The organism is Paenibacillus stellifer (assembly GCF_000758685.1).
In the GTDB taxonomy this organism is placed as follows: Bacteria; Bacillota; Bacilli; order Paenibacillales; family Paenibacillaceae; genus Paenibacillus_AQ; species Paenibacillus_AQ stellifer.
In genome coordinates this window covers 5182184-5196094 of sequence record NZ_CP009286.1, presented here as the reverse complement: position 1 = coordinate 5196094, position 13911 = coordinate 5182184, and the positions used below count along the sequence as shown (strand labels likewise).

Annotated in this window: 8 protein-coding genes and 3 pseudogenes; 7 read left to right on the top strand and 4 right to left on the bottom strand. The window is 51.4% G+C overall.

Going from position 1 to position 13911, the window contains the following annotated elements:
- Positions 1-475 precede the first annotated feature (475 nt).
- A complete protein-coding gene (locus tag PSTEL_RS23850; RefSeq protein WP_038699212.1) occupies positions 476-2359 on the top strand; it encodes an S-layer homology domain-containing protein in 1884 nt (627 codons plus the stop codon).
- A gap of 45 nt (positions 2360-2404) precedes the next feature.
- A complete protein-coding gene (locus PSTEL_RS23845) occupies positions 2405-4948 on the top strand; it encodes a hypothetical protein (RefSeq protein WP_052098920.1) in 2544 nt (847 codons plus the stop codon).
- 129 nt (positions 4949-5077) lie between these two features.
- Here the strand turns inward: PSTEL_RS23845 and PSTEL_RS23840 are convergent, their stop codons facing one another.
- Complete coding sequence (locus PSTEL_RS23840) at positions 5078-5791, bottom strand: GntR family transcriptional regulator (protein WP_038699210.1); 714 nt, start codon at positions 5789-5791, stop codon at positions 5078-5080.
- A gap of 308 nt (positions 5792-6099) precedes the next feature.
- Between PSTEL_RS23840 and PSTEL_RS23835 the strand changes: the two genes are divergently transcribed.
- The 3 genes and pseudogenes from PSTEL_RS23835 to PSTEL_RS27280 all read left to right on the top strand — a co-directional run.
- Entirely contained in the window at positions 6100-7080 is a 981-nt protein-coding gene (locus tag PSTEL_RS23835) for an N-acetylglucosamine kinase (RefSeq protein WP_038699208.1), read from the top strand.
- Positions 7077-8414 carry a 6-phospho-beta-glucosidase gene (locus PSTEL_RS23830; RefSeq protein ID WP_038699206.1) on the top strand — a complete coding sequence of 446 codons (1338 nt, stop codon included), beginning with the start codon at positions 7077-7079 and terminating at the stop codon, positions 8412-8414. The genes PSTEL_RS23835 and PSTEL_RS23830 overlap by 4 nt, the downstream gene beginning before the upstream one ends.
- A gap of 402 nt (positions 8415-8816) precedes the next feature.
- Positions 8817-8924, top strand: a pseudogene (locus tag PSTEL_RS27280) (helix-turn-helix domain-containing protein); the annotation flags it as partial.
- 125 nt (positions 8925-9049) lie between these two features.
- On the opposite strand, the gene PSTEL_RS23825 reads toward PSTEL_RS27280, so the two are convergent.
- Complete coding sequence (locus PSTEL_RS23825; RefSeq protein ID WP_038694187.1) at positions 9050-10243, bottom strand: transposase; 1194 nt, start codon at positions 10241-10243, stop codon at positions 9050-9052.
- 132 nt (positions 10244-10375) lie between these two features.
- Here PSTEL_RS23825 and tnpB point away from each other — a divergent pair.
- Positions 10376-11350 (top strand): annotated as a pseudogene (tnpB, locus tag PSTEL_RS27275) (IS200/IS605 family element RNA-guided endonuclease TnpB); the annotation flags it as partial.
- A 246-nt stretch (positions 11351-11596) separates the two neighbouring features.
- A pseudogene (locus PSTEL_RS27780) lies at positions 11597-11785 on the top strand (DL-endopeptidase inhibitor IseA family protein); the annotation flags it as partial.
- A gap of 21 nt (positions 11786-11806) precedes the next feature.
- Here PSTEL_RS27780 and PSTEL_RS23815 read toward each other — a convergent pair.
- Both PSTEL_RS23815 and PSTEL_RS23810 read right to left on the bottom strand, forming a co-directional pair.
- Positions 11807-12226, bottom strand: coding sequence for a CBS domain-containing protein (locus tag PSTEL_RS23815; RefSeq protein WP_038699202.1), 420 nt, complete (start codon positions 12224-12226; stop codon positions 11807-11809).
- 160 nt (positions 12227-12386) lie between these two features.
- Positions 12387-13820, bottom strand: a complete 1434-nt coding sequence (locus tag PSTEL_RS23810) for a VanW family protein (RefSeq protein WP_038699200.1) — start codon at positions 13818-13820, stop codon at positions 12387-12389.
- Between the last annotated feature and the right edge of the window lie 91 nt (positions 13821-13911).

The following is a 13911-nucleotide window of genomic DNA, read 5'->3' as shown; positions in this document are numbered from 1 at the left end:
TAAAATAGCTAACACACAAAGAGGGGATTTGTGATTTTCCAATCAGATAGTTTGTAATTTGTAGTAACAATATAATTTGTATTATTGATGATAGCACCCCGTATGTCAATCTATTTTTCGTGACATTTTTCTTGTGAATCATAGAATTTCAGCTAAGGAAATTCGTTTGAATTCAATCCGATTATCCTATATATAACGGTAAAAATCGAAGGAAAACAAAGAAATTGGGATATTTTTCAAATGTAATCTTCTATAAAAAATCACTCGTTGGTTCTGGAATATAGCTATTGACAACTTATTATGATTAAAAATAGAATGTGTGTAAATGTTACTACAATAACATCGAAAACATTACATGGGGGTGACAAGAAGTCGTACAAGCTTAATACACAACAAGGTTGAATTATCGGAATGGAAGAGCAGGTCAGGCTGTATTGCTTGAGAAAAAAGACCGGAATGATAAGGAGGAGCGCATATGAGTTTCAAATGGAAACAGGCATTTGCCGCGATTGCCTTAACGTCAACGATGGCATTTGCGTACGCTGCCGATGTATCCGCAGAGACAACAGAAACGATTCCCGCCTGGGCTTCGGAGGAGATTGAATCCTGGAAAAACCTTGGACTGCTGAAGGGGGATCAGGAAGGCCGTATTCTACCGAATGACGGGATCAAGAAAACGGAGTTTGTCGCATTAATCAATCGTATTTTTAACTTCAACGAGATAAGCGGGCAGACCTTCGATGATGTACCGTCTGCGGCTTGGTATGCCCCTGAAATCGGTAAAGCCGTGGCGGCGGGCGCCATTATCGGCAGCGGCGACGGCAAGATTAACCCGCTCGAAACTTTAACCCGGGAAAAAGCGGCGCTCATTCTCAGCCGAGTGTTCCAGATAACGGCAACTGAACCGGTCAGCGCTTCGTTCTCCGACGACTCTTCCATTTCCGTTTGGGCTAAAGAGGCCATATACGCCATGAAGAAAGCGGGTTATGTGGCCGGAACGCCTTCGGGTGCTTTTCTGCCGCAGAAGTCTCTCACTCGTGCCGAAGCGGTAAAGATGATCAATAACGCCATGGGCGCACTCGTATCCGACGGCGCCGATCACGCCAATATGGCTGGAGGCAATTTGATTGTCAACACGGCGGGTGCCACGTTGTCTAATTTGAATCTCACCGGCAGCTTGTACATTACACCGGGGGTAGGAGAAGGGGATCTCAATCTCGTCAATGCCCGGATCGGCGGCGTCGTATATGTCAACGGCGGCGGCACACACAGCATTACACTGACCGACAGCGCCGTTAATCACATGCAGATCAATAAACCGAAGGCTCCTGTAAGGGTTGTGTTCAAAGGATCTGCGTCTGCGAATGCCATAGATGTTTCTTCCGAGAGCGTGATTGTCAATGAGTCGGAGAATGCCATCGGCAGTCTTCATTTATTGACGAACGGCGGGAAAGCTGTTTCGCTGTACGGGAATGTGAAGCAGCTGAATATGAACGGCAAATCCAGCTTCACGCTTGAGAGCGGCCGAGTCGATGGGCTTAACGTGTCCAAGGAAGCCGGGGGATCGAAAATCCAGTTGGCCAAGGATACAACCGTGGGGTCGATCCTCTTCGATGCCGCCACAACGGTAACGGGAACAGGCAAAATCCAAACGGCGATCATCAACTCACCGGGTGTCTCCCTTCCTTCCATGCCGGACAAGCTGATTATGAACGTCGATACCGTAATCATCAATGGACAAACGATAGACCGCCTCGGCAACGTGGTGACATCATCGTCAACGGGTACGGGAGGAACAGCTGTAACGGACCCTTCCACCGGAGAACCGGTAACTGAAAATCCGGTGACCGAAGAACCTGAACCTCAAAATCCGGTAACCGAAGAACCTGAACCCGAGAAGCCTGTGACAGAGGAACCCGTCAAGGATAAAGCTACCGAGCTTTACAGCTATGCTAACGCGCTTAGCTCCTTCGCATCTACGGGAGCGGAAGGCACCGTTAAGCAGTATCTCGCCTTCCTGCAAGACCCTTCATACACCCCTTCAATCGCCAATTCGGATATTGATATGCCCGATCTGGTTAACGCCATCACCTTGGTTAACTATCAGTTTACGGTCAAGCCATCCCTGTTCGCCTCCCTGCGTGGAGTCAATACCTCCGTCCTCAATGACGCCCGCACGTATTTGTGGATCGGGACGGATAATGGCGTAACCCGTATACAGCTCTCGACGAATGAAATGAAGTCGTACACGACGGCAGATCGGCAATTGACGGATGACAAGGTACTGCTGCTGATTTCGGATGGAGGCGCGGGCGTATTTGCCGTTACGACAACCGGTGTATCCCATATTTATCAGTAGGGATTGCGCAATAAATCCGAATCAGGAACAGGAAAGGGGATATATATGATGAAGAAACACGGCAAGCTGATAACAGGCGCAATGATGGCCGCTATGCTGTTTGTACTGCCGACAACACCCGCCTGGGCGGCAAAGCTGCCTGGCGCTCAATATTCTGCTGTTCAACTCAAGGCCGTACAGACGAAGGAAGTGACGTATTACAAGACAGGGTCCGCCTCCATCCCTAGCATCGAGTGGACTACGGATACCAGCGTCTTGAAATTTCTGCCGCTCTCGGTGCTCGGTGATGTTACAAGCGTGGTTCTGGACGAAGGCGGAGTCTACTGGATTGGGACGGAGAACGGGCTGCAACGGGTCAATTTCAGTGCGGAGGATACAAAGGATATTGTGCAGTATATGGCGGGTCCAAGGTATCTCTATGGTGGAGATGACAACGTGACCGCTCTTGCCAGCGATGGCGAGGGAGGCATCTGGGCGCGCACGGCAAGCGGCGTGACCCATATTGCCATGCCGGAAAAAACACTGCATGAGAAATCGTTTGTCTATGAGGATTTGGTACAGTCGATTCTTGACCGGCGCGGCATGGTCCACGACACCAACTTCACCTTTACCGAAACGGACAGCTCGTTTGATGCGGTGAACTACAATTCTCTGACAGGAAAGTTCTCTTCGACCCCTTCAACGAGCGATAACGACGGCCTGTGGACAACGATGTACGCCATGGGTGAAGTATTCCGGTACAAAGCCTTGCAAGAAGAATACGGCGCAAGCCCGGCAGCGGATCAGGCGGCAGAAATCGCCGAAGCGAAAGCGGCGGCGCTCAGAGCAACCAAGGCCGTCCTGTTGCTTGACTATGTATCCGGCCGCGGCAATGGCTTTCCGGCCCGTTCCTATATGCTGACCAGCGAAGCCGGGGCGGCTACCGTAGGCAACTCGGTGTACGGCTACCAGTCACAGAACGGCTTTTGGTTCCAAAATTTCGTTGGACCGGGCATGGTCAATCCCAATGGCATTATTCCTAGTATGCAGCGTAATGACGGCGTAGAGCCGATTGGTTATTCAATGGTCCGGGTGACCAAGGATGCGGAGAGCAAGAAGGGCTCCACACTGTTCCCGAGCGGCGGGACGGATGTAATGAACTACAATGGGCTTGGACTCAGCCAAGAAGCGATTGATGAGCTTAACAAGACGCGGCCTGAAGGACAGAAGCTGGGAACGGACATCAAGACCAAAGTGGCGACAACGGTAACCGGTGCGGTATATCAGGTGCTGCCCGTTATCACGGCGGCTACGAACAACAAAGATGCGAAGGAAGATAAAACGACGGGAGAAAGCAACAAGCCTTTGTTCCAACTGACAGCTCCTGTGTATGAGCAGATACCGGAATTCTTTAACGATTTGTTCCCGGCCAGCGCAATTGTGGACGGCCACATCGACATGAATCAGATTGTGTACAAGGCAGATACCTCGTCGGATGAAGTAGACGGCCATTACGCCATGTTCTATACGGCTTACAAGTATTTGATAGGCGACAGCACAGATCCCGAGTTGCTGGAGCTGAAGTCTCTGATCGAAGAGACGACTCACCGTATGACGGAGCTGATACTCAAAGATGACCACTACTACATCGAAGACGCCACAGGCAAATCGACGCAGTGGTCCAGATGGTTCTCCAAATATTTCAATGACAGCTTAGGCACGATGGAGCAGCAGGTTGCGTGGCAGTCCAATGTCGGCGTAGATGAGAACGGCGACGATGCCTTGTCCTACGGTTATGAAGACGGTCCGCTTAATGCGCTGGAGGTGATGTCCGCGCTCAAGGTCGCGAGCTATATTACCGCCAAGAGCTACCCGGCCGATTCGATGAAATACGATCTGGCATATGAACAAGCTTACAATGGAAGCTATAGTAAGGACGAGCCTTACGTGAATGGACAAGGTTATATGGATATGGCCAAGGAATACATTGAGCGGAGGCTGGTACGTCAGGCGACCAATGCTTACGACGACAACGATAATCAAGTGGTAACGGAAGCCAATGTAGGCGACAGCACCAATACCAATGCGACGCTGCATAATGACTGGACCCAATATATTAATTACTCGGATGAAGAGCTAGGCTGGTTCCCGGTGTTTGTGCTGATTACACTGGAAGAGGACGAGAGCAAGCACGCCCAAATTGTCGAAGCTTATGATCAATGGTATTCCAATGAAGTAAGGGAAGAGAATCCGTTCTACACCTTCCTGTATCAATTGGCGCATCCGGACAAGACAGATGTCGATTTGGAGGCGGCAGTCCGGTTCCTGTATCGGTTCCCCGAATATCAGATCCAGTTCCCGGTTCAATGGAATCGGCAGGACGTATTCTATATTGAGCCTGGCGACCGTGACGATTACAAGCAGACCAATTACGCTCTTGCCCCTGATGAAAGACGCATTATTAAAAATAACTCAAATCCGTTCGAGAGCGACAATCAGACCACAGGGGCGAACCCAAGCTATAATTACAAGTCGGGCAACATAGAAGCCGGCTCGGTCTTCACACTGCCATACTGGATGGGCCGGTATTTCGAGATTATCAAAGAATAAGCGAAGAGAGGAGGATATTCATCCTCCTCTCCGCTATCATGAGCCGGGGGCATGCATTCGGCACGCCCCCCTCTTTTTTTTAAGCTCCGAAGATGATCGGCGAAACTGCGCCACGACCATCGTCCCTTTTTAGAAATGTCTTTCAATCGTATAACTTGGAAAATCTCCGCGGAATACGCCGAAGCTGTATTCAAGCGGGGTGTTGTCCGCCAAATAAGTGAAGGTCTTGACCTGAAGGCAAGGAGAGCCCTCCTTGACGCCGAGCAGCTTGCTCGCCGTCTTGTCCGCAAGAACCGGCTTCAACTGCTCTACGGACCGATGGGCTTTCAAATTGTACCGGCTCTCCAGAAAGTCGAACAAAGAGCCGTCGGTATATTCACTGGCCAGACCGGGAGCAAGACTCCACGGGATATAGGTGGTCTCATAGAGAAGCGGCTCGTTGTCGGCGTATCGCACCCGCAGCAGCTCATTGATGGGAGCCTTTAGCGGAACCTGCAAAAATTCGTTTAACGGCATTTCGGCAGGGATTACTTTGGATTCAATCACTTTGCCGGTGGGTTCTTTGCCGCTCATCAGCACGTCCTCCGCAAAGCTTCGTGTCTGCACCAGGTGAAGCTCCTTGCGTTTGACGAACGTGCCCTTTCCTTGATGTCGCTCCAGAATATCTTGAACCTCAAGCTCGCTGAGCGCGAGGCGGATCGTTGTGCGGCTGGCGGAGAACATTTTGCAGAGATCGGCTTCGGTCGGAAGCTTCTCACCGACTGCGTAAACGCCGGATTGAATCTGTTTTAGCAATTGTTCTTTGATATTAAAGTATAGGGAATTAGTTGTTCTTTTTGTCATTACAAAGTTCCTCCGTTACCGAATTTGTTATATTATATCATGGAAGAAGAACCGGATAAACCGGGTTTGACAGAGGAGTAAATAAAAAAATTACTGTTTATATTTCCAAAAAATACAACTATAACTTGAGGAAAGCCTAATAAACTATCCTAAATAGTTGGTTTACTGTTATATTTTATGGGCAATTTAGCCCTTTGAGCAAGGTCGACCGGATTTGGGAGTTTATTGCGACAAAGTTTAAGGTATCCGTGGCAATAGGATGAGCCAGGAAGAAACGATAGGGAGCTTTGTTAACAGGAGTTGAAACCATGTATATTGCAGGTGTGGACGGCGGAGGGAGCAAGACGCTCGTCATCGTTGCCGATGAGCAAGGAACCATTCTGGGGTCCGGCCGGTCGGGCTGCGGCAACCATCAAATGATTGGAGCGGCCGCCGCGGTGGCCAATATTAGAAATGCGCTGATGGAAGCCCTTGTTCAAGCCGGCATTGCCGAAGCCGATTTGGATTTTGTGCAATTCGGCCTTGCGGGTGCGGACCGTCCTATTGATCTGGAGCAGCTCTCTCCGGAAATTGACCGGCAGTTGTCTTTGCGCAAATGGAATGTGGTCTGCGATACGATGGAGGGACTGCGTATCGGAAGCCCGGATAATGTCGGTGTAGTGCTGGTGTGCGGAAGCAACACCAATGCGGCAGGCCGTAACCGGCAGGGAACAGTTATCCAGGTCGGAGGGTTCGATTCCCTGTTCGGCGACCGGGCAGGCGGTTATTATTTGGCCGCACAGGCATTGGGCAGAGCGGTCCGCTCCTGGGAGGGAAGAGAGCCTTATAGCATCCTGGTGGAACGAATCCCCCAGGCGCTCGGTTTTGGGAGCTTCGAAGCTATGCTTAACCAGTTTCTCGACGAAGATAGGCAGACAGCGCCGCTTGAGCTGTCGCTGATTGTTCATGAGGCGTCCGAGTCCGGCGACTGGCTTTCCCGCGAGCTTCTCGTGGAGATGGGAAGAGAGCTTGGACTGTCGGCGGCGACCGTAATCCGTAAACTTGGCGGATTCAAGGGTGAAGTTGTGCCGATAGTCTTAACGGGCAGCATTCTCCAGTCAGGCAGAAATTCACTGCTGCTGGAGGCATTAAGCAAGGAAGTAAAGGCGGAGAACCCGATTAGTACGCTTGTTATTCCTGAAATGGCTCCCGTATTCGGGGCGGTAATGCTGGCAATGGACCATGTTGATATTCCGGTAACGGAGCAAATGATCCGAAATTTCGAGAGATACGGAGGAGATCGCAAATGAAGAAGAGACAATTGAAAATAGCCGTAATCGGAGGAGGGTCTTCCTATACACCGGAGCTTATCGACGGTTTGATACGTTATCATGATATGTTTCCGGTCGCCGACCTGTATCTGGTGGACATTGAAGCAGGGGCGGAAAAACTGAAGGTTGTGGGCGATCTTGCCCAGCGGATGATCGATGCAAGCGGCAAGCCGATCAAGCTGCATTTGACGCTGGACCGCCGGGAGGCGATCCGCGGCGCTGATTTTGTAACGACTCAGATTCGTGTCGGAATGCTGGATGCGCGCTCAAGAGACGAGAAGATTCCGCTCGCCCATCATTTGATTGGCCAGGAAACGACCGGAGCCGGCGGCTTCGCCAAAGCGCTGCGCACGATCCCCGTCATTCTGGACATTTGCAAGGATATCGAGGAACTGGCTCCGGATGCGTTCATGATTAATTTTACCAATCCGGCCGGACTGGTTACCGAGGCCGTCTCCAAGTACTCTCGCGTGAAATCCGTCGGGCTCTGCAATCTGCCCATCAGCACCAAGATGCAAATTGCTGAACTCTACGGTGTGCCGCAGACGGAAATGTACATTGAGATCGTTGGAATCAATCATTTGCACTGGACCACCCGGGTTATGATCGACGGAAAGGAAATGACCGGCGATTTTCTCGACAAGCTATCCGGCGCCAAAGGAATATCTATGGCTAACATCCCCGATTTGGAATGGGATGCGGAATTTATTCAATCGCTGGGCGCGTTGCCCTGCGCCTACCATCGTTATTATTATATGAAGGAAGAGATGCTGCGCGAAATCATGGAGCATTATGAAGCTACAGGCAAGACCCGGGCGGATGAAGTGAAGGAAGTGGAGGCAGAGCTATTCGAACTATACAAGCAGCCGGCGCTGACTTCGAAGCCGCCTCAATTGGAGAAACGCGGAGGGGCCTATTATTCCGAAGCGGCTGTGCAATTGATGAAATCCATCTATAACGATACCGGCGATATTCAGACCGTCAACGTGCGCAACCAGGGCATTATCCCTTGTCTTCCCGACAATGTGGCCATTGAGGTTAACTGTGTCATCAAGTCCGACGGCCCGCATGCCTTGTCGCTCAGCCATCCGCTGCCTCCGCAGATTAGAGGATTGCTGCAAGTGGTGAAGGCCTACGAAGAGCTTACCGTAGAGGCGGCTGTCCACGGGGATTACGCCGCCGCTTTGCAGGCGCTGACCATTCATCCCTTGGTGGGCGACGAACAGACAGCCAAGGCGCTGTTGAATGACCTTCTGGAGCAGAACTCCGGCTTCTTGCCGCAATTCCAGGTTCGAAGCGGTCAGACTTTATGACAGCCTTATATTCAGCTGACTCGAGGCGCACCCGCAGGCAATGAAGCCATTGCCATTTGCCATCACAGATGATTACAAATGAACCGGCCGTCTTGGACCTGATCTTCTGGTCCAAGACGGCCGGTTGTTTAATCCTCTCGTAATTACAAAAGTTACGAAGTGTTTTTTCACCAGTTTTTTATCTATTTCGGCGATTGTAGTAACACTGACTGTTTCTTGATTCGTTCTATATAGAAGCGTTTTCCCCTGACATTTGGCGGGTATTGATAGCTTGAGGGCTGTTTAGCTAAAAAACCGAGAAGACTCCTTCCTCAATAGGGAGGAGATGAATCGGCGTTTTTGCACCTAAAGCGAACATATGTGCTATAATGGGAATATCCTACCGAAAGGAGTCCCCGTGGCATGTTAGTACATAAGGCTTACAAATATCGCATCTATCCGAACCCGAAACAACGTCAACTCATCCATCAAATGTTTGGCTGTTGCCGCTTTGTCTTCAATCATTTCTTAGTCGAGCATTTTGCATAATTCATATTTTGATTTAAAGTCAAAGTTAGGTTACAACGAAATCTCAGTGTTGTGAGAGTGGAGTGAAAAATAGACAGACGGACAGAATTTCAATGAATCGGAAGTTTTTAAGCGGCGTTCTGTACTCGTTGCTTCGCAATGGCAAGCGCAGAGGCAAGTAACACAATCGCATTTAAATATTGGTGAGTTGTCACTTTTTGAATCCCCCAGACGTGAAGCTGGTCTGCAGTTAAATAGGTCTTCATTCGAGAATTGCAGCGTTCTACACTGGTTCGTTTATTGTAAAGTTCCTTCCAGCCTCGGCTTTCCCGATGCGGTAGCGCATAACGCCGGAGATCCGTTTGACTGTTGATTTTAACCACCATTCCATAATTGGAGGACGAACAAGCGGCCATACCCAAAGGACAATCCACTTGACCTGTCGCATGTGGACAACGGAATTTTAAATGCACCTTTTCCTGTCCCCAATACGTCATGGGAAATCCCATCGAACAACAGGGCGTGCCTTTGCGGGTAATCCCCGCTGGCGGTTCCTTTTCATTCCGTGGATTCAGCGGAATAATGGCTTGCGCCTTGACGTTCCGGGCGGCCTCGTAGTTTTTTATTTGGTCGTAGCCCGCATCCAGCATGAAGAATTTCACTTTAGATTTCGCAGCGACAGTCGTCATGAGTGCAGGCCCTTCGTCTCCGTCGTTCACATGGGCAGAGGTCACCTTGAGCGCCATGGGAAGTTCACTTTTGGCATCGACGGCCAGATGCAACTTATAGCCAAACCACTTGACTTTGTTGCCAAAGGTGTCAAACTTGGCACCCCAGTTGGCATTGCCGGTGAGTTCACTTTTTCGCTTGGGTTCCTTTTTCTCGTAAGCGTGAATAGCGGCGCTGTCGATAGCGACATGAGTTCCGTCGATGATTCCAGCTTCTTGGCACTGAGTCACAAGATCCTCAAACAACTGCTTGGCAAGGCCTTTGCCAGTCAACTCGGCAAAGACTCGACTTAATGTAGAAATCGAAGGAGCGGGGATATCCAGTCGAAGCCCACATTGGTAACGGAAACGGAGGTCAAACTTTAGTCTGCGCGCTAGGCCGGTGAACGTATCGATATTCTCTAAAGGAGCTGCGAGTAGCGCGCGAAGAATGCCTTGACGACAGTGTCCGTCTGCTCCTCGGGGTGAGGGATTTCTCAATTCTCTTGCGTAAGGTCGCAGGTCCAAAGCGCTGAAAAAGATGGGCAATCGCTCTTTCGATTCGATTTTTTGAAGCTCTTCAAAGGAAAATAGACTTTCTTGGAGAATATACATAGTGACTTCACTCCCTTGGGTTTTCTCGTTTGGTCACTTGAAAACTTCTCCAAGTTGGGGTGAAGTCCTTTTTTATGCTCAAAATTGCTTTGTGTAACAAGGGCTTAGATTAATGCAAAATGCTCAGTCAAATGGAGCGAAACCTATGCGGCAACCGGTAAAGGGTTGTCCTATAACGCCTGTGCCACGCAGCTTCCTGCACTCAAACAGCAATTTGAATGGCTAAAATCGGTAGATAGCATTGCTCTGCAATCGGCGGTGCGAAACGTGGCAGACAGCTTTGAACGTTTCTTCAAGAAACAAAATCAGGCCCCACGCTTCAAAAGCCGCAAGCATCCTGTGCAAAGCTACACCACCAAATACACCAATGACAACATTGCGTTTAGCGGAAATCGATTGAAGCTTCCGAAGCTTAGCTGGCTTCGCTTTGCCAACTCCAGAGCGTGTGAAGGTCGCATTCTTTCGGCTACCCTGCGGCGAAATGCGGCAGGCAAGTATTTTGTATCCATCCTTTGCGAAGTGGAAATGAACCCTCTGCCACAGACCGATAAGGAGGTCGGCATTGACCTTGGACTCAAGGAATTTGCAGTCTGCTCGGATGGGGGGCGGGTTGCCAATCCTAAAGTGTTTCGCAAATATGAGCAAAAACTTGCATTTTGGCAACGCCGCATGGCTCGCCGTAACCAAGGGGGCTCCAATTGGCAGAAAGCCAAACAGAAGGTTGCCCAAATCCATGAAAAGATCGTGGGCAGCCGCCATGATTTTTTGCATCAACTCACCACGAAGCTGATTCGTGAAAATCAAACGATCAGCATCGAAAATCTGAGAGTGGCGAACATGCTCAAAAATCACCGGCTGGCCAAATCCATCGCCGATGCGTCGTGGGGTGAATTTGCCCGTCAGCTTGCGTATAAAGCGGAATGGTATGGGCGAACGGTGAAGGTAGTGGATACATTCGCTCCAACGAGCCAAAGGTGTCATGTATGCGGCACGATCCATCCCGAAGTAAAGAAATTATCTGTGCGAGAATGGACATGTCTATCATGCCATACCCATCATGATCGAGATGAAAATGCCGCACATAACATCAAAAGCCTTGGTGTTTAAACATCAAGACCACCGTTCCTTAAATATTTGGCTAAGGCATCATAAAACGGTGGGAATAGACCCGTACAGATGTTCCTTTGGAAAACTGCGGGAACCGCAGGGATCGCTTGGTATACGATTTTTCATGAGAAAATATCGATATAAATTCCCTTCAGTAGAAGGGATTACCCAAGAATCCCCCACTTCAAGTGTTAGCTAAGTGGGGGAACGTTCAAGAGAAGAACGGAAGAATCGCAGGTCAACGGCGATCTCGGCAATCTGCTGCTGTTCGAGGACGCCACAGCCCTAATGGTATCGAAGGATGCCTTGACGGCGGTCTTTGTATTGACGGTACCTTATCCCGATAATACGCAGGATGCGGAGAAGGTCACTGTTAAGCTGAAGAAGGTAAACGGGTACTGGAGAATCGATATGTCCCCGGATACCTTGTTCTAATAAAAGGGGAGGAAGAGGAGATTAGCTCAGAAGAGTTCTCAGATCGGCGGGGGTGAGAGTTCCGGCCAGCTTGCCGTTTCGGGTGATGAGAATGGAATCGTTCTGCTGCGCGGGATGGCGCTCCAGCAGCCGGGCCATAATCTCGGACGGATCGGACTCGATGTCCGCCGTCAGCAGATGAGTCTGTGCCTGTCCCAGCGCGGATTCGCGGTAAAATGAGTCGGCCCCGCTGCGGCCGGTCGCCCGCAGAAAGAACGGTTCGCTCATCAAGAGACCGACAGGGCGGTCGCCTTCATCGCAAATGACTATGCATTTGGACTCGGGATGCTCGAACATCAGGCGGATGGCCTCGCGGCATGTCTGCTGCTCCCGTAGGACCGGAGCCGATCTGAGCAGGGACGAGACACCGCGTGAGGGGGAGGCGGCTTGGGTGATTATCATGCTGGTTCATCCTTTCGTTAATGGATTGAGATGCCTGGATCACTCAGCAAGTATAGCCTCTCATTGTAAAATCCGCCCGCCCCATCCGTAAACGCCGCTTAAAATCTTCCGGAATGAAATGGAAATTTCATCAGGCTTATCCCCGAACGGCACCCGGCTATCATTCATTGCTCCGGATGCCGTCCTCCACCAGCGGGCGTTCGCTGTCCTGCGCTCCGGAAGAGTTCGCGCCGCCCGGACCTACAGCAACGATAGCCTGCTGCGGGCGGTAGGTGTCCCGTGACACCCGGACCCGCTCAACCGCTTCGCCCCCTACGAATTTGGTCCGGTAAGTCTCGACAATATAGCCGGTCCGGCCCTTCCGCAGCGTCCGGGACGCGCCTGGAGGGAGGGAAGAGTCGGTCACCGTCCGGCGTCCAGGAGCCAGGATCTCCACGGTTCGCGATTCCACGGAGTACGACACATTAGATGGAAAGGTTCCGAACAGCTTCACAGTCAGCGAACGTCCGCTGACGGCGGCTCTGATAAGCAGATAATGCCCGGTTGTGTTGCGGAACCGGAAATTGATGGACCCGCGCGAGAACGTGGCGTCCTGGCCCTTGGGCAAATAGTTGACCGGGAGAGAGTGATTGCGGCGCTCCACAATTTCAAGGCCCGTGCGCAGTACGGTATTGTACAGCGTGCTGGACACCTGGCAGATGCCGCCGCCGACGCCCGGCTGGAGCGTGCCGTTCACGATCACGGGCGCTTCACGGAAGCCGTACTCGTTCTCCGCTTTCTCGATCGCTCTGTCGTAGTCGAAGACAGCGCCGGGCGGGAGAAGCGTATCGTTCACCGCCTTGGCGGCCGATTCCACGTTATAGCTTCGTCCCGGTCCGCTGGAACCGAGCGAGGTGCTGAATTGCATAATTTTTCGCGTCACTCCCTGATCCTGCAGCGACTGCAGCGTCACGTCCGGCTGCGCCGTGCGGAGCGGCAGATCCGCAGCAAGTCCGGCAGTTTTCAGCGTATCCAGCCGGCTGAAATCCTTCGGAATGACACCCGAAAGCGTAAGCCCGGCGTGCGTCCAATCGATCCGGAGCGAAGTCCGGCCCGGTGTATACACAATCCGGTCATCCGCCGTAATCCGGCGGGTGGCGTCAACCGGATCTCCGAACGTGGAGCTTTCCCAGCCCGCATTCAGCCTGCTCCTCAGCGCTGTGTCCGTCCACCCGGCAGTCAGCGCCCAGTTTTTTTCGAACGAATAACGAGCTTTGGCGCGCTCACATACCCCGCCTTCCGATAACCGGTCCAATCCATTCAGAAACGATTTCGCCTGATAGGACACTCCAGCCTCTTTCAGGGTCAGGGTCAGGCTGGGTCCCTCCGTTTCACCGATCCGCAGAGTGAGTGGAACCGCCTCCAGCTCAGAGAGCTTTCGGTCAAGCTCACTCCGCACAGCCGCGATGTTCATTCTCCCGATGTCCCATCCAGCGAGCAGAGTCCCTTTCGGAACAGTCGCCTGCCCCGCATACAGCGCCACCCCTCCGTAGGCCAGCGCAGCCGCCAGAAGCAGAGCGCTCACGAATATCATAACGGCATGCACTTTTTTCATCGATATCCCCCTTGCCTTGCCTGTTTACAAAAAAAAGACAGCCCCAATCCGTATTCAGACGCGGAAAGCGCTCCAAAAGGGTTACACATCC

What these genes read in the sequence shown, in the direction of transcription:
- PSTEL_RS23815 (WP_038699202.1), bottom strand. Translation starts at nt 12,226, where the DNA reads ATGATAATCACCCAAGCCGCCTCCCCCTCACGCGGTGTCTCGTCCCTG.
- PSTEL_RS23835 (WP_038699208.1), top strand. Translation starts at nt 6,100, where the DNA reads ATGTATATTGCAGGTGTGGACGGCGGAGGGAGCAAGACGCTCGTCATC.
- PSTEL_RS23825 (WP_038694187.1), bottom strand. Translation starts at nt 10,243, where the DNA reads ATGTATATTCTCCAAGAAAGTCTATTTTCCTTTGAAGAGCTTCAAAAA.
- PSTEL_RS23850 (WP_038699212.1), top strand. Translation starts at nt 476, where the DNA reads ATGAGTTTCAAATGGAAACAGGCATTTGCCGCGATTGCCTTAACGTCA.
- PSTEL_RS23840 (WP_038699210.1), bottom strand. Translation starts at nt 5,791, where the DNA reads ATGACAAAAAGAACAACTAATTCCCTATACTTTAATATCAAAGAACAA.
- PSTEL_RS23830 (WP_038699206.1), top strand. Translation starts at nt 7,077, where the DNA reads ATGAAGAAGAGACAATTGAAAATAGCCGTAATCGGAGGAGGGTCTTCC.
- PSTEL_RS23810 (WP_038699200.1), bottom strand. Translation starts at nt 13,820, where the DNA reads ATGAAAAAAGTGCATGCCGTTATGATATTCGTGAGCGCTCTGCTTCTG.
- PSTEL_RS23845 (WP_052098920.1), top strand. Translation starts at nt 2,405, where the DNA reads ATGATGAAGAAACACGGCAAGCTGATAACAGGCGCAATGATGGCCGCT.